Consider the following 17,122-nt stretch of genomic DNA (forward strand, 5'->3'; position numbering starts at 1 on the left):
GCGACTTCTGCTTCAACGGCAACCTGATCATGCGCGCGACCGGCGACCGGATGCTGCTGTCGCCGCCGCTCGTGATTTCGCGTCAGGAAATCGATGAACTCGTATCGAAGGCGAAGAAGGCCGTCGATGCGACCGCCCAGCAACTGGGCCTTTCGTAACGACTTTGCCTACAGGCGTGCGGCGGGTGCCGCGCGCCGCCATAACCCAGGGGAATTCCACCATGCGTGCCTGCTTTCTTCGCCAAGCCTGTTCCATCGCGGCCCTTGCCGCGGTGGCCGCGTTCACGTCGGTCGCCAGCCCGTCGGCGCATGCCGACGAGCTGAACGTCTACAACTGGTCCGACTACATCGCACCCGACACGATCCCGAACTTCCAGAAGCAGACGGGCATCCACGTCAAGTACGACAACTACGACAGCGACGACACGCTGCAGGCGAAGCTGCTGGCGGGCAGCTCGGGCTACGACATCGTCGTGCCGACCTCGAACTACATGGCCAAGCAGATCCAGGCCGGCGTGTACCAGAAGCTCGACAAGTCGAAGATCCCGAACCTCGCGAACCTCGACCCGCTGCTGATGAAGATGATCTCGGACGCCGATCCGGGCAACCAGTACGGCGTTCCCTGGGCCTACGGCACCGACGGCATCGGCTACAACGCGCAGGCGGTGAAGAAGGCGCTCGGCGACAAGGCGCCCGTCGACAGCTGGGCGCTGGTGTTCGACCCGGCCAACATGGAAAAGCTGAAGAGCTGCGGCGTGTCGTTCCTCGACCAGGCCGTCGACGTGTTCGCGGCCACGCTGCAGTACATGGGCAAGGATCCGAACAGCAAGAACCCCGGCGACTACCAGGCTGCGTTCGAAGTCCTGAAGAAAGTCCGCCCGTACATCACCCAGTTCAACTCGTCCGGCTACATCAACGACCTCGCGAACAACGACGTGTGCGCCGTGCTCGGCTGGTCGGGCGACGTCGGCATCGCGCACCGCCGCTCGTCGGAGGCGAAGCGCCCGTACGACATCAAGTTCTCGAACCCGAAGGAAGGCGGCCTGCTGTGGTTCGACGTGATGGTGATCCCGAAGGATGCACCGCACCCCGAGGCCGCGCTGAAGTGGATCAACTACGTGTCCGACCCGAAGGTCAATGCGGCGATCACCAACACGGTGTTCTACCCGACCGCGAACAAGGCCGCGCACCCGTTCGTCACGCCGGCCGTCGCGCAGGATCCGACCGTCTATCCGCCCGAGGACGTGCTGAAGAAGATGGTGCTGATGAAGCCGATGCCGGCCGACATCCTGCGCCTCGAGAACCGTCTGTGGGCGCAGCTGAAGACGGGCCACTGATCACGAACCATCACGGCGGCGCAGGCATCGGCTGAACGCCTGCCCGCCAGAGATCCGCGGACGCTTCGTCCGCCCGCGCGCACCGCGCGCTGTTCCATCCGGCACGAGCCGTTGTCCGCGAGTCGCGTTGTACGCCTCGCGCGGGAACGCTCACGCCTGCAATCCGTGAAGAACGAATGGTGACTCCCATGCAATCGATACCCTCTTCCGCTGCCGCACGCCACACCCAACCGGCCGCCGCGGCCCGCACGAAGAACGATGCGTTCGTGCGCATCGAAAACGTCGTGAAGAAGTTCGGCGACAGCACGGCCGTCGACAACGTGAACCTGACGATCGCGAAGAACGAGCTGTTCGCGCTGCTCGGCAGCTCCGGCTGCGGCAAGTCGACGCTGTTGCGCATGCTCGCCGGGCTCGAGACGGCGACCTCCGGCAAGATCTTCGTCGACGGCGAGGACCTCGCGTCGCTGCCGCCGTACCGCCGCCCGGTCAACATGATGTTCCAGTCGTATGCGCTGTTCCCGCACATGTCGGTCGAGTCGAACGTCGCGTTCGGGCTGAAGCAGGAAGGCACGCCGAAAAACGAGATCAAGGAACGCGTGGCCGACGCGCTCGCGCTGGTGCAGATGAGCAAGTACGCGAAGCGCAAGCCGCACCAGCTGTCCGGCGGCCAGCAGCAGCGCGTCGCGCTCGCGCGCTCGCTGGTGAAGCGCCCGAAGCTGCTGCTGCTCGACGAGCCGATGTCCGCGCTCGACAAGAAGATCCGCCAGAAGACCCAGCTCGAACTGGTGAACATCATCGAGAAGGTCGACGTGACCTGCGTGATGGTCACGCACGACCAGGAAGAGGCGATGACGATGGCGAGCCGCCTCGCGGTGATGAGCGAAGGCAAGATCGTGCAGATCGGCACGCCGGGCGAAGTGTACGAATACCCGAACAGCCGCTTCTCGGCCGAGTTCATCGGCTCGACGAACCTGTTCGAAGGCCGCGTGGTCGAGGACGAACCCGATCACATCTTCGTCGAAAGCGACGACCTCGAGGCACGCATGTACGTGAGCCACGGCGTGACCGGCCCGCTCGGGATGCCGGTCGGCATCTCGGTGCGGCCGGAGCGCGTGCACGTATCGCGCGAGAAGCCGGGCTCGCATCACAACTGGGCGCGCGGCGTGGTGACCGACATCGCGTACATGGGCGCCTACTCGCTGTATCACGTGCGTTTGCCGAGCGGCAAGACGGTCGTGTCGAACCTGTCGAGTTCGCACCTGATGCACGACAGCGCGCCGGCGTGGAACGACGACGTGTTCGTGTCGTGGTCGCCGGCCAGCGGCGTCGTGCTGACGCAGTGAGGACGACATGATGAGAACTTCCGCCTCCACTCCGTCCGCGCCGGTTTCGACCGGTGCCGCCGCAACGACACAGGCTTCGAAGCGCCGCAGCCGCTTCGCCGCGCTGTCGCGCTTCCTGCCGTCCGGCCGCGGCGTCGCGATCGGCGTGCCGTTCCTGTGGCTCGTGATCTTCTTCGCGCTGCCGTTCGTGCTGGTGTTCAAGATCAGCTTCGCCGACCAGGTGATGGGGATCCCGCCGTACACGTCGCTCGTCGAGATCAAGGACGGCGTCGTGCACTTCGCGCTGCAGCTGTCGCACTACGCGTTCCTGCTGCAGGACGACCTGTACATCGCAACCTATCTCAGCTCGCTGAAGATGGCCGCCGTGTCGACGCTGCTGTGCCTGCTGATCGGATTCCCGATGGCGTACTACATCGCACGCTCGGAGCCGGGCCGGCGCAACGTGCTGATGATGGCCGTGATGCTGCCGTTCTGGACGTCGTTCCTGATCCGCGTGTACGCATGGATCGGGATCCTGAAGGATGACGGCCTCCTGAACCACACGCTGATCGCGCTCGGCATCATCCACACCCCGCTGCGCCTCTATCACAGCGACGCGGGCGTCTACATCGGGATGGTCTATTCGTACCTGCCGTTCATGGTGATGCCGCTCTACGCGCACCTCGTGAAGATGGACCTCACGCTGCTCGAGGCCGCCTACGACCTCGGCGCGAAGCCGTGGGTCGCGTTCACGCGCATCACGCTGCCGCTGTCGAAGAACGGGATCATCGCCGGCAGCCTGCTGGTGTTCATCCCGGCAGTCGGCGAGTACGTGATTCCGGAACTGCTCGGCGGCGCCGACACGCTGATGATCGGCCGCGTGATGTGGGATGAATTCTTCAACAACATGGACTGGCCGATGGCGTCCGCGGTGACGGTCGCGATGGTGCTGCTGTTGCTGGTGCCGATGGCGCTGTTCCAGTACTACCAGGTCAAGGAACTGGAGGACGCGAAATGATCAAGCCGAGCAAACCGCTGTCGACGGGCGTCCTCGCCTTCGGCTTCCTGTTCCTGTACATCCCGATCATCAGCCTGGTCGTGTACTCGTTCAACGAGTCGAAGCTGGTGACGGTGTGGTCGGGCTTCTCACTGAAGTGGTACGCGGCGCTGTGGCAAGACGACGAGCTGCTCACCGCCGCGTGGCTGTCGCTGAAGATCGGCCTCCTGACGGCCACCGCGTCGGTCGTGATCGGCACGTGGGCGGGCTTCGTGCTCGCGCGCTTCGGCCGCTTCAAGGGCTTCACGCTGTACACGGGGATGATCAACGCGCCGCTGGTGATTCCGGAGGTGATCCAGGGGATCTCGCTGCTGCTGCTGTTCGTGGCGCTGGAGCAGATGTTCGGCTGGCCGAAGGGCCGCGGGATGGTGACGATCTGGATCGGCCACGTGATGCTGTGCGTGTCGTACGTGGCGATCATCGTGCAGTCGCGCGTGAAGGAGATGAACAAGTCGCTGGAGGAAGCCGCGCTCGACCTGGGTGCGACGCCGCTGAAGGTGTTCTTCGTGGTGACGTTGCCGCTGATCTCGCAGGCGCTGCTGTCGGGCTGGCTGCTGTCGTTCACGCTGTCGATCGACGACCTGGTGCTGTCGGCGTTCCTGTCGGGGCCGGGCTCGACCACGCTGCCGCTGGTGGTGTTCTCGCGCGTGCGGCTCGGGCTGAACCCGGAAATGAACGCACTGGCGACGCTGTTCATCACCGCGGTGACGATCGGCGTGATCGTCGTGAACCAGATGATGATCGCGCGCGAACGGCGCCGGGTGGCCGACATGAAGGCGGCGTTCGCGGCGGCCTGATGCCCCGCTTCCCTTTTCATCGATAACAAGACCCGCGCGCCGCGAGAAGCGGCGCGCGGGCCGATCACAGATTGACCAAGCGCACGACAAGGAGAATCCGCAATGAAGAAGAAACTGATCTGCCTGCTGGTGGCCGGCGCGTTGCCCGGCATCGCGCTGGCCGACTCGACCTCCGCCGAAATCAAGGCACTGCAGGCGCAGGTCGCCGCGCTGCAGAAGCAGATGAAGGCAATGCAGGCGCAACTCGCCGCGAAGCCGGGCGGCACCCCGGTCGCGCAGGCCGGCGCGACGACCTCGGCTAAGCCGGTGATCGTGGCCGCCGACCCGTCCTCGCCGGACTACGGCAAGGCTCAAGCCACGCTGACCAACGACGAAGTCAGTGAAATGAAGCAGCAGATCGCGAACCAGCAGCTGAAGGTCGACTCGCTGACGGACGCGGCCAACACCGGGCCGCTCGCGGGCCTGTCGGTCACCGGCTACATCGACCCGACCTACATCTACAACCGCGCGGCCGGCACGTCGTCGTTCCTGTTCGCGAACCACGAGAACGCGTACAACTACTTCAACAGCACGTTCGGCGATCTCTACCTCGACATCAAGAAGACCTTCGGCGTCGGCCCGATGGCGCCGTCGGCGGAGATCACGCTGATGCCGAACCGCGGCAACGGCATCACGCTGCTGCAGAACTCGCGCGGCTCGATCACCGACAACCTGCTGAACACCGCGGTCGTCAACGTGCCGATCACCGCCGAGACGACGCTGGTCGCCGGCTTGATCCCGAGCTTCGGCGGCTACGAGGTGCAGCAGTCGAACCAGATGCTCACGCTCACGCACAACCTGCTGTACGATTTCTCGGATCCGGGCAGCTACGTCGGTGTCGGCGCGAACTACACGAAGGGCGCCTGGGCGTGGAAGTTCTTCCTCGGCAACGAGCAGTACCGCACGTACGGTTCGGTCACGCAGACGGGCACCAACGCGCTCGGCGACCCGATCTCCACCAGCAACAAGGTGCCGACCTTCACCGCGCGCGCGGACTACACGTGGTCGAGCGCGCTCGACATCGGCGGTTCGTTCAACATCGGGCGGCAGACGCTGGCGAGCGCGATCGACGACCAGGGCAACGTCCACTACGGCCCGGGCGGCGCGGCACCGAGCGCCTACGGTTCGTTCTTCTTCGGCGAACTCGACGCGACCTACACGCTCGCCGACATTCAGTACAACGCCGAAGTCGACTACGGCCGGCAGCAGCATGCGGCGTTCAACGGCGGGCTCGCGCAGTGGTACGGCCTGTCGCTGCTCGCGCACCGCAAGTTCAACGCGCCGGTGGTCGGCCGCATGGGCGTGACGCTGCGCTACGACCTGCTCGCCAACTCGAAGAACGGCGGCGGCGGCGGCGGTATCGCGCTGAACGGCAACGGGATGGATCCGAGCAACGGCTTCGGCGTCGACGCGGACTGTCTCGCGCAGTCGAAGGCCGGCGGCGGCCTGGGCTTCGAGTGCAAGGGCGCGGTGCGCCAGGACGTCGCACTCGACCTGCTGTTCTATCCGACCCAGCAGATCACCGTGAAGGTCGAATACCGGCACGACTGGGCGAACAACAAGGTGTTCCTGCGCAACGACGGTTCGTACGGCAAGTCCAACGACCTGCTCGCGACGCAGTTCATCTATTCGTTCTGATGCGGGCCGCGCGGGACGCCCTGCCGCGCGCATGGCGTCCCGCATCGTTTCACCCGGCCGGATCGCGGTGCGTCGCGCACCGGCGCCGGCCGTCTTCGACGGAGTCGGTTTGATGACGCAGTCTTTCACCCGCCGCGCCGACGCGCTCGCGCGCGACTCGTACTACGAAGCAACCGCCACGCGCCCCGTGGCCGACGACCCCGTGCTCGAGGAAGCGATCGACGTCGACGTGTGCGTGATCGGCGCGGGCTTCGCGGGCCTGTCGACGGCGCTCGATTGCCGTGCGCGCGGGCTGTCGGTCGCCGTGATCGATGCGCATCGGCCCGGCTGGGGCGCATCGGGCCGCAACGGCGGACAGGCGATCACGGGCTTCGCGAAAGACGAGGTGATCGAGAAGCAGCTCGGCGCCGCCGGTGCGCGTGCCGCGTGGTCGCTGTCGCTCGACGGCGTCGCGCTGATCGCCGAGCGGATCGCGCGCCATGGAATCGACTGCGACTTCACGCGCGGCTACCTGACGGTCGCGACGAAGCCGCGCCGCATCGGCGACCTGCGCGCCTGGATGGATGCCGCGAGTTCGCGCTGGGGCCATCCGTCGCTGTCGTGGCTCGACACCGACGCGATCCGCGCGCGCATCGCGTCGTCCCGCTATCTGGCGGGCGTCTACGATCCGCTGTCGGGCCACCTGCATCCGCTCAAGTATTGCCTCGGCCTCGCCGAGGCCGCGCGCCGCGAAGGCGTCGCGCTCCACGCGCACACGCCCGCGCTCGACGTCGTGCGCGGCGCCCGGCCGGTGGTGCGCACGCCGTCGGGCGAGGTGCGCTGCCGCTTCGTCGTGTCGTGCTGCAACGCGGGCCCCGGCGGCATCCTGCCGGCCGCGACCGCCGCGCGCATCGCGCCGGTCGCGTCGTACATCATCGCAACCGAACCGCTCGGCCGCGCGCGCGCCGACGCGCTGATCGCGCAGCGCGAAGCCGTGTGCGACAACAACTTCTTCCTCGACTACTTCCGGCTGTCGGCCGACCACCGGATGCTGTTCGGCGGCCGTGCGAACTCCGCGGGCGCGTCGCCCGACACGCTCGCCGACACGATCCGGCAGCGCATGGTCGGCGTGTTCCCGCAGCTCGCCGACGTGCGCGTCGACCACGCGTGGGGCGGCTTCGTCGACGTCACGCGCAACCGCGCGCCGGACTTCGGCGCGCTCGATCCGAACTTCTTCTACGTCCAGGGCTTCAGCGGGCACGGCGTCGCGCTGACCGGCATCGCCGGACGTGCGATCGCCGGCGCGATCGCGGGCGACACGCGCGCGTTCGACCTGTTCGCACAGCTGCGCCACCGGCGCTTTCCCGGCGGCGACGCATGGCGGCAGCCCGCGCTCGAACTCGGGATGCTGTACCACCGCGTGCGCGAGCTGTTCTGAACCCCCTTCATTCGTTTTCCTGAACATGCAGACATTCGCCAACCAGCCGCACGTCGCGTCGTACTACGCGGCGACCGCCAACGATACGACCCGCCATGCGCCGCTCGCCGGCGCGACCGACGCCGACGTGTGCGTGATCGGCGCGGGCTTCACCGGCTTGTCCGCCGCGCTCAACCTCGCCGAGCGCGGCCATTCGGTGACCGTGCTCGAGGCGTCGCGGGTCGGATGGGCAGCGAGCGGGCGCAACGGCGGCCAGTTGATCGGCGGCTTTGCATGCGACATCGACACGTTCGGCAACTTCATGCCGGAAGGCGACGTGAAGCGGATCTGGGACATGGGGCTCGAAACGCTGTCGCTCGTGAAGTCGCGCATCGCGAAGCACGACATCGACTGCGCGCTCGTGCCCGGCTACCTGACCGCCGCGAACACCGAGCGCGACGCGGATGCGCTGAAGCGCTGGCGCGACGAGGCCGCGAAGCGCTTCGGTTACGACCGCTTTCATTTCGTCGAAGCGGACGAACTCGGCGACTACGTGCAATCGGCGCGCTATCGCGGCGGCCTGTACGACCCCGACAGCGGCCACCTGCATCCGCTGAACTACACGCTCGGGCTCGCGCGCGCGGCCGCCGACGCGGGCGTGCGGATCCACGAGGACAGCTGCGTGACGCGCGTGCGCGACGTGTCGGGCGGCCACGTCGTCGAGACCGGCCAGGGGCAGGTGCGCGCGCGCTTCGTGGTGCTCGCGTGCAACACGTACGTCGGCACGCTCGCGCCCGCGCTGTCGAAGAAGATCATGCCGGTCGGCACCTACGTGATCGCGACCGAGCCGCTCGGCGCGGCGCGCGCCGCCGCGCTGATGCCCGCGCGCGCGGCGATCTGCGACAGCCGCTTCGTGCTCGACTATTTCCGGCCGGCGCCCGACACGCGGCTCGTGTGGGGCGGCAAGGTCAGCTATTCGACGCGGCCGCCGCGCAATCTCGCCGACGCGATGCGCGCGGACATGCTGAAGACGTTCCCGCAGCTCGCGGACGTGAAGATCGACTACGCATGGGGCGGCTTCGTCGACATCACGATGAACCGCGCGCCGCACTTCGGGCGCGTCGCGCCGACGCTGTATTTCGCGCAGGGTTTCTCGGGGCACGGCGTGAACACGACCGCGCTCGCGGGCAAGCTGATCGCCGAGGCGATCGACGGCCAGGCGAGCCGCTTCGACCTGTTCGGCAAGATCCGGCATCGCGACTTCCCCGGCGGCGCGACGCTGCGCACGCCGGCGCTGGTGCTCGCGATGAGCTGGTACCGGCTGCTCGACGCGTTCGGCATGCATTGAGCGGCGGCGCACGGCACGACGCACGCGACGTACCGGCCACGCAAAACGGCCGCGCAAGCGCGGCCGTTTCATCGAATCTCGCGGCTTCGGCACGGCATGCAGGCGACCTTGCCTGCCCGACGCGCCGAAGCCGAGGTCCGCGCGCCGGTCAGTCGGTCCCGTACTTCGGCGAACGCGGCCCGTACAGCAGCCCGTTCGGCGGCCCCGCGGACAGCAGCCTGCTGCTCGTCAAACCGGCCACATCGTGCGCTTCGTCGGTCAGCGAATGCGCGACCTGCTTGACGGCCGCCTGCACCAGCATCCCGACGACCCCGAACGCGTTGACGCTCATGTTGTTGCCGACTTCCTTGCCGGTCGCACGGCCCTCGCCCTGCCACAGCACGTCGCCGGTCTTCAGGTCGACGAGCTTCGCCGACGCCGCGACCACCGTCGTGCTGTCCACCACCTGGTAGACGGATCCGTATTGCGTGATCTTCGCGTACAGCGCGGCGTCCGCGCCGAAGATTTCGCGCAGCTTCGCCGGCGACGTGCCCTGGATTTCCGCGGCGTTCGTGAGGCCGTTCTGCTTGAACGTCTCGTCCATCACCGCGACCGGTACCACGTAGTAGCCCGACTCGGCCAGCGGCTGCGTCATCTGCGACAGCACACCGTAGGTCGCGCCGACATCGGTCGTCTCGTTGAGCGGCGGCAGCACGAGGATCGAGCGCGGCTGGCTCTTCTTGAAGGCCGTGTAGTCGGGGCGTTTGACGGGCTGCGCGCACGCGCTCAACAGCGCGACGATCGACAGCACGGACAGCAGCTTGAATGAAAGTGTCTTGATCATGGCAGGCACGTCACTGTTTGGCGGGAGTCGGATCGGCATTCTTCTGGCCGGCGATCGTCTGGCCGGCGGCCGACGGATTCGCGGCCTTCGCGGCCTTCGCGTCGCCGGCTTTCTTCTTCATCAGGAAATCCATGAACGACGCGGATTCCGGAAAGAGCGCCTTCTCGGCCTGGAATTCCTGCCCGGCCTGCTGTTCGCTGCCGACGCTCGCGTAGAGCATCCCGAGATGTGCATGGAAGCCCGGCGGCGGCGTCTTGCCCTTCGCGCGAATCTCCTGCAGCGCCTTTTCGAGCGCGTCGATCTGCTCCTGCGGGGACTTCTGCCCCTTGAAGTATTCGTACACCTGCGGCTGATAGCCGTTCCATTGATAGAGCGGCGGCGTGGTCGGCGCCGCGCAGCCCGCGAGCAGCATGACGGCCGCCGTCGCCGGCAGCCAGATTCCCCGTTTCATGGTCTTGTCTCTTCTGGTTGGTGAATGATTCGTCGCCCCGTACTGCGCACGGCGCCTATTGCGGTGCCTTCAGCGTGCCGGCGTCGACCTGGTCGACGAGATGATTCACGGCTTCCTGGATCGCGAGGTCCAGCACCTTGCCGTTGAGCGTCGAGTCGTAACCGGCCGTGCCGCCGAAGCCGATCACTTCGCGGTTCGACAGGCTGAACTCGCCCGCGCCCTGGCTCGACGCGACGACTTCCGACGTCGTCGTGTCGACGATGTTCAGGTTGACCTTCGCATACGCGACCTGCGTCTTGCCGCGGCCGAGAATGCCGAACAGCTGGTGATCGCCGACGTCCTTGCGGCCGAACTCGGTCACGTCGCCGGTCACGACGTAGTTCGCGCCCTTCACCGCCTGCGCCTTCTTCATGAAGCCGGCTTCCTGCTTGATCTCGTCGAGGTTCTCGCGATCGAGCACGTTGAAACGGCGGCTCTGCTGCAGCCGCGTGACGAGGATCGTCTTCGCCTGTCCGCCGAGGCGGTCGATGCCGTCCGAGAAGATGCCGCGCATGTAGCTCGAGCGGTTGTCGAACTTGCCGACCGCGATCGCGACGGGCTTGCCCGCATACGGTTTCTGCGCGCTGCTCACGGCCGGCACGTCGAGCGTGCGCGACGATTCGGTCGCGCAGCCGGACAGCGCCGCGACGAGCGCCGCCGCCACGAGAACGGTGCGTCGTGTCTGAATGTTCACTGCGGGTCTCCTTACGTGAAAAGATTGCCCGGAACGGGCTCGCCGGCTTGCCGACAAACCGGCGGTCGATGCGATGATCGAAGCGGCCGGGGCGCGCATCGGCGCGCGCGCGACTTCATCGCCCGGACGGCGATGGAGATGGCGGCATGCGAAGGGAAAGTGCGCGCAACGGACATGTTGCGGCGAGACGCGAACGCGCGGCGCATGGATCGACGACCCCGCTTGCGCCGGCTACCGCGTGATTCTGGTTACTGCGCTGTTGATCGCGCATGATCGGCCCCGTATATGATTTTGGCCGATCATACCAAGTCTGATTGTCGAGACGGGATTTCTTTAGAAGAATTGACGATCTTTACAAATCGCCGCGAATCCGTGGTACGTCACACGCCGGCGGAGCGTGCGCGGGACGCCCGCGCCGGCCCGCGAGCCGGCGCGCCGCTGGCGGTCAGTCGGCCACCTTCTGCCGCATCGTCACGAACTCCTCGGCCGCGGTCGGGTGAATGCCGATCGTGTCGTCGAATTGCGCCTTCGTCGCGCCCGCGCGAATCGCGATCGCGATGCCCTGGATGATCTCGCCCGCGTCGCGGCCGACCATGTGCGCGCCGATCACGCGCTGGCTGTCGCGCGCGACCACCAGCTTCATCAGCGTGCGCTCGTTGCGGCCCGACAGCGTGTGGCGCAGCGCCTTGAAGGACGTGCGGTAGATGTCGACGTCACCGTGCACGCGACGCGCATCGGCCTCGGTCAGGCCGACCGTCGCGACCTCCGGCTGGCTGAACACGGCCGACGGGACGTAATCGTGATCGGCCGCGACGCGCGCGCCGCCGAACAGCGTGCGCGCGAGCAGCGCGCCGTCGCGGGTCGCCACCGGCGTGAGCTGCGGCCGCGACGTGACGTCGCCGAGCGCATGGATCGAAGGCACCGACGTCGCCGAATACGCATCGACCGCGATCGCGCCGCGCGCGTCGAGCATGACGCCCGCGCGCTCGAGGCCGAGCCCTTCGACGTTCGGCACGCGGCCGGTCGCATAGAGCACCGCGTCGTACGGCCCGTGCTGCGCGTCGCCGACCTGCACGGAGAGCGTGCCGTCGTCCGCGCGCGCGATCGATTCGACCACCGCGCGCGCGTGGATCGCGACGCCCTGCTTCGTCATTTCGTCGGTGAGGAACTGGCGCACGTCGTCGTCGAAGCCGCGCAGGATCTTCTCGCCGCGATAGAACAGATCGACCTGGCTGCCGAAGCCGTTGAAGATGCCGGCGAACTCGACCGCAATATAGCCGCCGCCGACCACCGCGATGCGCTTGGGGCACGCCGGGAGCGACAGCGCCTCGCGCGACGTGATCGCATGCTCGATGCCGGGACGGTGCGGCAGCGCCGGCCGCGAGCCGGTCGCGATCGCGATGTGGCGCGCGCGGATGGGGCGCTCGCCGATCGCGACCGTATGCGCGTCGACGAGGGTCGCGCGTCCTGCGTGCATCGCGACGCCGGATTGCCGCAGCAGGTCGATGTAGATGTCGCTGAGCCGGTTGATCTCGCGATCCTTCGCGGCGATCAGCGCGGACCAGTCGAGCGTGCCGGCGCCGAAGGTCCAGCCGAAGCCCTTCGCATCGTCGAGTTCGTGCGGATAGTGCGACGCGTAGACGAGCAGCTTCTTCGGGATGCAGCCGCGCAGCACGCAGGTGCCGCCGATCTGCTCCTGTTCCGCTATGCCGACGCGCGCGCCGTATGACGCCGCCATCCGGGCGAGCCTCACGCCGCCGGAGCCGGCCCCGATGACGAACAGGTCGTAGTCGAAATCCATCGCAAGCCCTCATCGCAGTTCGGATGACGGCACGATAGCAAGATTCGGGAATTCGTGCGGAACGTGGCGCCGCAGGACGCGCGCGCCATAAAAAACGGCGAGAGACGTTGCCTCTCGCCGGTCAAACCGGCTGCCGGGTGTGCCATGCGTCACCGATCGACCACATGCCCGGCCTGCCGGCCGCGCGGCACCGGTCCGCCCGGATGCGCGAACGGCGCACCCGCGGCGGGACCAGCCGCCTTGCTCAGGCCTGCGACGTGTCGCTGCCGTCCGTCGCCTGCGTATCGTCTGCCTGCTGCGGCTGCTCTTCCTTCTTCTCGAGCATGCCTTCGATCGCCTCGGCGCCCTTGAAGCCGGCGACGGCCGCCGCCGCCTTGGTCAGCAGGCCCGCATCCGGATCGACCTTCTCCGCCGCCTCGACGGCTGCCACTGCGCCAGCGATTTCACCCACGGTGTTCAGGATACCCATCGTCATCCCCTTTCAAGAAATTCGTGAGCGCATCGTCCCACGAAAAAAAACCGGCGGACCGTGTTTGTCATCACCGGATACACAAGTTACGCACCAGGCCGGCCGCACGCGAAACGCGCGCCGGAACGACGCCCGCGCGTGCGTTGCGGCACGCGGCGGACCCTGCACGCAGCGTAGCGGAATCGCTTCGCGCGCACTGTCAAAGTATGTTCTGGAATGCCGACGGAACCCTTACGGGCGGCGTGTTCCCGATGGAGCAATCGCTGAATGGTCGTCTGCGCGCAGGAAGGCGCGTGGCGAAAAAAAAGAGGCTCCTTCCTGGAGCCTCTTCGATGCGCGCCGAACCGGGGCCGGCGCACGCGTTGACGATTTTCGTCAGAAGATATTGCGCAGGCCGATCGCGATGCCGGTCTGGTTGCTGCGACCCGGCAGCTCGACGTTCGCCGCGCCGTTCGTCTTGTTGAAGTCGACCGTGCCGTAGACTTCCGTGCGCTTGCTGAGCGCGTATTCGGCGATGCCGACGATCGCGTAGCGGTTTCCGCTCGCGAGCGTGCCGTTGGCGGTCATCGCGTTGCGCATGTGGTCGTAGTAGAACGCGCCCGTCAGCGTCAGCGGCGTGCTGACCTGCCAGCTCACGCCCGCGAACGGACCGTCGTCGATCCGGCCCGTGCCCTTCGCGACCGGAATCGACTGCTGCGCGAGCAGGCTGTCGACGAAACCGGTGTCGTCCTTCGAGCGCAGGTAGCCCGCATAGATCTTCGCCTTGCTGAACGCATACACGACGTTCGCGTGGTAGATCGTCTGCTTGCGTGCGGAGTTGTCGCTGTTCTGCTGCGCGCCGGCCGCGATGCTGAGCGGGCCCGTCACGTACGACAGCGACACGCCCCATGCGTTGCCCTTGCCGAGCGAGCCCGGGATCTGGCCCGAGAAGCCGCCGGCGCCGGTCGATTCGTAGTTGGTGCCCGTCGAGTACATCGCCTTCGCGGTCAGGCCCGCGAACGTGCCCGTGTACTTGATCTGGTTGTCCGCATACAGGCCGCCGCCGAGTGCGACCGGCAGCCATGCATTTTCGAGGTAGTTGCCGACCGTCAGCGGATCGTAGGTGTCCGACAGCAGGTCGAACAGCGGCGTCTTCTGGCGGCCGAGGGTCACCGTGCCGTACGGGCTGTCCAGGCCGACGTATGCCGCACGGTTGAACAGGCGGCCGCTGTCGGCGAATGCGCCGTTCTGCAGGTTCACGCCGCTTTCGAGCTTGAACACGGCCTTCAGGCCGCTGCCGAGGTCTTCCGTGCCGTAGATGCCGAAGCGGCTGTTGGTGATCGCGCCGTTGGACATCGACAGCAGGCCGTCGTTCTTGGCGTTCGCGTTGGTCAGGTAGCGAACGCTGACGTCGGCGACGCCCCACAGCGTGACCGAGCTTTGTGCTGCTGCGTACTGGCTGGCGAAGGCCAGCACCGCGCCCCCTGCGATGGCTGCGAGCCGGGTGGTCTGCTTCATGAGCTTTCCTTTTTGTAGGTGTCTCCATTCATGGCCGGCCGCGTGCGCAGCCGGGTGGCGATCGCGGACGCTCATGGCGCGCGCGATGTGGGCTGAATCATAAGACCAGTGCGCACGCCGAAAGAAATTGAAACGCGCGGTCGCGCGCGATTGTCGCCCTGGAACAACGTTTCCCGCGCCGGGCTTGCCTGTCGCGCGACGGATGCGGGTCGCGGCGATGGCGGGACGAAGGCTGGCGCTGTAAGGCGCGGCCGGAGCAACCGGTTTGCGCTGGGGCAGCGTGGCGGATGGTGCCGCAATGAGCCGGTGATTCGGTCGCGCGGCGGACCGGCGGGCCGCATGGCGGCGGCCCTGCGCGCGTCAGGCCGGCCGCGGCGTCCCGCCGTCGGGGTTGCTGCCGTTGCTGCCGTTGCTGCCGTTGCTGCCGTTGCTGCCGCGAACTTCGGCGCCCCCGTTGCCGGCCGCCCCATCGCCACTGTCACGCCCACCGCCCGCGCGCCGCCGCGCCCGGCGCACGATCTCCGCGAACGCACCGGCGAGCAGCAACACGGCGCCCCACAGCGCGACGTCCGGCACGAGCCGCGTCACGAGGCCGCCGACCACCGCGCCGGCCAGGAAGCAGAAGCTGATCGTCGCGAGCAGCGCCGAATCGTGCAGCGCGCCCGCGTCGTAACGGGGAATCAGCCCGACGAACAGCTTCTGCGCGGCGCGCCGCAGGTTGCCGGTCGTCATCACCGACGTGTACGACAGTTCCTCGAGATGAGTAAACGACAGTGTCTGCAGCGTCGCGACGAACGAGATTCCGGGAATCAGCCACGCGCTCGACGCGCCGACGAGCCCGCTCGCGGCGACGCCGAGAAACGCGATCTCGACGATCAGGCTCGCGAACGCGGTGTGCCGCATCCAGCCGCGCTGCGCGGCGAGACCGAGCAGGTGCGCGACGAACACCGCGACCACGAAACCGCCGAGCGGCGGCACGTGATGCAGCGCGGCCGCCCATTCGCCGGCCGACACGTTGATGCCGAGCAGCGCGACGTTGCCGGTCATCGTGTTCGCGAACACGTGGCCGTGACCGACGTACGTGTACGCGTCGAGATAGCCGCCGGACAGCGTGAGCAGCGCGGCGACGGTGAGATTGCGGCTGGCGCCGTCGAGATCCATCAGGCCTCCCGTGAAGAGTCGCGCCAGTATCGCGCACGGGAGGCCGGTTGTGCGCCGCTCACTGGCCGATGCCGGTGAGCCCGATCAGCGCGCCGGCCGCGAGCAGCCACAGCGGATGGATGCGCGTGCGCCACGCGAGCACCGCGCATGCGGCGGTGATGCCCCACTGGATCGCGGTGCGGTTCGACGCTTCCGAGATCAGCACCGCGCTGGCCGCGACGAGCCCGGCCGTGACCGGCATCAGCCCCTGTTGCACGTAGCGGCGCCACGGCCGGTCGCGAAAGCGTTCCCACGCGTGCAGCGCGAGCACCGTGACGATCGACGACGGCCCGAACTTCGCGATCGATGCGACCAGCAGCCCGGCCCAGCCGGCCACATGCCAGCCGACCAGCGGCACGATCATCATGTTCGGCCCCGGCGCGGCCTGCGCGAGCGCGAACAGCGCGGTGAACGCGTGCGCGCTCATCCAGTGGTGCACGTCGACGACCTGCCGCTGCATCTCCGGCAGGATCGTGTTGCCGCCGCCGAATGCGAGCAGCGACAGCTGGCTGAAGATCGTCGCGATCGCGATCAGCGTGTCGTTCATGACCGGCCTCCGTCGCGCACGGCGGCGCGCTGCGGTGCCGACGCCTCGCGGCGCCGCGACGCGAGCCAGATGCTCACGGGCGTCAATACCAGCATCGCGCTCAGGAGCGGGATGCGCAGCACCGCGATCGCGGCGAATGCGAGGGCCGCGATGCCGGCCGCGGTGCGCGGCGCGTGCAGCAGCGGCTTCGCGACCTTCACGGCCATCGCGACGAGCAGGCCGGCGGCCGCGGCGGCGAGCCCGCCGAACAGGTGCTGCACGCGCGGATCGCCCTGCGTCTTCGCATACAGCACACCGAGCCCGACGACCACGAGCGTCGGGCCCGCGATCAGCCCGAGAATGCCGGCGAACGCGCCCGCGACGCCGCGAAAGCGCATGCCGACGGCGACCGACAGGTTGATCACGTTGCCGCCCGGCAGGAACTGGCACAGCCCGAGCAGATCGGTGAATTCGTCGGCGGTGAGCCATTTGCGGTCGTCGACGATCGTGCGCCGCGCGAACGGCAGCGCGCCGCCGAACGACATCAGGCCGAGCGACAGGAAGCCGGTGAACAGCTCGGCGAGGCCGACACGGCGTGGATGCGCGGCAGGCGACGGAGAAACGGATTGCATGGGGCTCCTCATCAAACGATGCCCCGAGGTTACCGCCGTGCGGCACGCCGGCAAAAC

Annotated in this window: 16 protein-coding genes and 1 pseudogene; 8 read left to right on the plus strand and 9 right to left on the minus strand. The window is 67.6% G+C overall.

Going from position 1 to position 17,122, the window contains the following annotated elements; all coding sequences use genetic code 11:
- The 8 genes and pseudogenes from DIE02_RS17395 to DIE02_RS17430 form a co-directional block, all read left to right on the plus strand.
- Positions 1–158 (plus strand): annotated as a pseudogene (locus DIE02_RS17395) (aspartate aminotransferase family protein); the annotation flags it as partial.
- Positions 159–220: 62 nt separating this feature from the next.
- Positions 221–1,336, plus strand: a complete 1,116-nt coding sequence (locus DIE02_RS17400; protein WP_124529594.1) for a polyamine ABC transporter substrate-binding protein — start codon at positions 221–223, stop codon at positions 1,334–1,336.
- 188 nt (positions 1,337–1,524) lie between these two features.
- Positions 1,525–2,679 (plus strand): ABC transporter ATP-binding protein, encoded by a 1,155-nt coding sequence (locus DIE02_RS17405; RefSeq protein ID WP_124486635.1) that lies wholly within the window; start codon positions 1,525–1,527, stop codon positions 2,677–2,679.
- Between the two features lie 10 nt (positions 2,680–2,689).
- Positions 2,690–3,676 (plus strand): ABC transporter permease subunit, encoded by a 987-nt coding sequence (locus DIE02_RS17410; RefSeq protein WP_124486636.1) that lies wholly within the window; start codon positions 2,690–2,692, stop codon positions 3,674–3,676.
- On the plus strand, positions 3,673–4,512 hold the full coding sequence (locus DIE02_RS17415; protein WP_044847895.1) for an ABC transporter permease subunit: 840 nt from the start codon (positions 3,673–3,675) through the stop codon (positions 4,510–4,512). Before DIE02_RS17410 ends, DIE02_RS17415 begins: the two co-directional genes overlap by 4 nt.
- A gap of 102 nt (positions 4,513–4,614) precedes the next feature.
- Positions 4,615–6,189 (plus strand): DUF3138 family protein, encoded by a 1,575-nt coding sequence (locus DIE02_RS17420; RefSeq protein WP_124486637.1) that lies wholly within the window; start codon positions 4,615–4,617, stop codon positions 6,187–6,189.
- A gap of 112 nt (positions 6,190–6,301) precedes the next feature.
- The gene (locus tag DIE02_RS17425) at positions 6,302–7,606 is read left to right on the plus strand and encodes an FAD-binding oxidoreductase (protein ID WP_124486638.1); all 1,305 of its coding nucleotides are present in this window, start codon (positions 6,302–6,304) and stop codon (positions 7,604–7,606) included.
- Positions 7,607–7,631: 25 nt separating this feature from the next.
- On the plus strand, positions 7,632–8,933 hold the full coding sequence (locus tag DIE02_RS17430) for an FAD-binding oxidoreductase (RefSeq protein ID WP_124486639.1): 1,302 nt from the start codon (positions 7,632–7,634) through the stop codon (positions 8,931–8,933).
- 148 nt (positions 8,934–9,081) lie between these two features.
- On the opposite strand, the gene DIE02_RS17435 is transcribed toward DIE02_RS17430, so the two are convergent.
- The 9 genes from DIE02_RS17435 to DIE02_RS17475 all read right to left on the minus strand — a co-directional run bounded on the left by DIE02_RS17435 (position 9,082) and on the right by DIE02_RS17475 (position 17,065).
- Complete coding sequence (locus tag DIE02_RS17435) at positions 9,082–9,756, minus strand: DUF799 domain-containing protein (protein WP_044847891.1); 675 nt, start codon at positions 9,754–9,756, stop codon at positions 9,082–9,084.
- A gap of 10 nt (positions 9,757–9,766) precedes the next feature.
- Entirely contained in the window at positions 9,767–10,207 is a 441-nt protein-coding gene (locus DIE02_RS17440; protein WP_044847890.1) for a DUF4810 domain-containing protein, read from the minus strand.
- A gap of 55 nt (positions 10,208–10,262) precedes the next feature.
- Complete coding sequence (locus tag DIE02_RS17445) at positions 10,263–10,934, minus strand: CsgG/HfaB family protein (protein ID WP_185500359.1); 672 nt, start codon at positions 10,932–10,934, stop codon at positions 10,263–10,265.
- Between the two features lie 451 nt (positions 10,935–11,385).
- Entirely contained in the window at positions 11,386–12,741 is a 1,356-nt protein-coding gene (gene gor, locus DIE02_RS17450; RefSeq protein WP_124486640.1) for a glutathione-disulfide reductase, read from the minus strand.
- A gap of 244 nt (positions 12,742–12,985) precedes the next feature.
- Positions 12,986–13,210, minus strand: a complete 225-nt coding sequence (locus DIE02_RS17455; protein WP_014895816.1) for a hypothetical protein — start codon at positions 13,208–13,210, stop codon at positions 12,986–12,988.
- Between the two features lie 375 nt (positions 13,211–13,585).
- Complete coding sequence (locus tag DIE02_RS17460; RefSeq protein WP_044847888.1) at positions 13,586–14,707, minus strand: porin; 1,122 nt, start codon at positions 14,705–14,707, stop codon at positions 13,586–13,588.
- Positions 14,708–15,067: 360 nt separating this feature from the next.
- Positions 15,068–15,868, minus strand: coding sequence for a YoaK family protein (locus DIE02_RS17465; RefSeq protein WP_124520520.1), 801 nt, complete (start codon positions 15,866–15,868; stop codon positions 15,068–15,070).
- Between the two features lie 58 nt (positions 15,869–15,926).
- Positions 15,927–16,454: a chromate transporter gene (locus DIE02_RS17470; RefSeq protein WP_044847886.1), complete on the minus strand. Its 528-nt coding sequence runs from the start codon at positions 16,452–16,454 to the stop codon at positions 15,927–15,929.
- Positions 16,451–17,065, minus strand: a complete 615-nt coding sequence (locus tag DIE02_RS17475) for a chromate transporter (protein ID WP_124486641.1) — start codon at positions 17,063–17,065, stop codon at positions 16,451–16,453. Before DIE02_RS17475 ends, DIE02_RS17470 begins: the two co-directional genes overlap by 4 nt.
- Positions 17,066–17,122 lie beyond the last annotated feature (57 nt).

It is taken from the genome of Burkholderia sp. Bp8991 (genome assembly GCF_003853795.1).
GTDB lineage: Bacteria > Pseudomonadota > Gammaproteobacteria > Burkholderiales > Burkholderiaceae > Burkholderia.

What these genes read in the sequence shown, in the direction of transcription:
- DIE02_RS17400 (WP_124529594.1), top strand. Translation starts at nt 221, where the DNA reads ATGCGTGCCTGCTTTCTTCGCCAAGCCTGTTCCATCGCGGCCCTTGCC.
- DIE02_RS17405 (WP_124486635.1), top strand. Translation starts at nt 1,525, where the DNA reads ATGCAATCGATACCCTCTTCCGCTGCCGCACGCCACACCCAACCGGCC.
- DIE02_RS17410 (WP_124486636.1), top strand. Translation starts at nt 2,690, where the DNA reads ATGAGAACTTCCGCCTCCACTCCGTCCGCGCCGGTTTCGACCGGTGCC.
- DIE02_RS17415 (WP_044847895.1), top strand. Translation starts at nt 3,673, where the DNA reads ATGATCAAGCCGAGCAAACCGCTGTCGACGGGCGTCCTCGCCTTCGGC.
- DIE02_RS17420 (WP_124486637.1), top strand. Translation starts at nt 4,615, where the DNA reads ATGAAGAAGAAACTGATCTGCCTGCTGGTGGCCGGCGCGTTGCCCGGC.
- DIE02_RS17425 (WP_124486638.1), top strand. Translation starts at nt 6,302, where the DNA reads ATGACGCAGTCTTTCACCCGCCGCGCCGACGCGCTCGCGCGCGACTCG.
- DIE02_RS17430 (WP_124486639.1), top strand. Translation starts at nt 7,632, where the DNA reads ATGCAGACATTCGCCAACCAGCCGCACGTCGCGTCGTACTACGCGGCG.
- DIE02_RS17435 (WP_044847891.1), bottom strand. Translation starts at nt 9,756, where the DNA reads ATGATCAAGACACTTTCATTCAAGCTGCTGTCCGTGCTGTCGATCGTC.
- DIE02_RS17440 (WP_044847890.1), bottom strand. Translation starts at nt 10,207, where the DNA reads ATGAAACGGGGAATCTGGCTGCCGGCGACGGCGGCCGTCATGCTGCTC.
- gor (WP_124486640.1), bottom strand. Translation starts at nt 12,741, where the DNA reads ATGGATTTCGACTACGACCTGTTCGTCATCGGGGCCGGCTCCGGCGGC.
- DIE02_RS17455 (WP_014895816.1), bottom strand. Translation starts at nt 13,210, where the DNA reads ATGGGTATCCTGAACACCGTGGGTGAAATCGCTGGCGCAGTGGCAGCC.
- DIE02_RS17460 (WP_044847888.1), bottom strand. Translation starts at nt 14,707, where the DNA reads ATGAAGCAGACCACCCGGCTCGCAGCCATCGCAGGGGGCGCGGTGCTG.
- DIE02_RS17465 (WP_124520520.1), bottom strand. Translation starts at nt 15,868, where the DNA reads ATGGATCTCGACGGCGCCAGCCGCAATCTCACCGTCGCCGCGCTGCTC.
- DIE02_RS17470 (WP_044847886.1), bottom strand. Translation starts at nt 16,454, where the DNA reads ATGAACGACACGCTGATCGCGATCGCGACGATCTTCAGCCAGCTGTCG.
- DIE02_RS17475 (WP_124486641.1), bottom strand. Translation starts at nt 17,065, where the DNA reads ATGCAATCCGTTTCTCCGTCGCCTGCCGCGCATCCACGCCGTGTCGGC.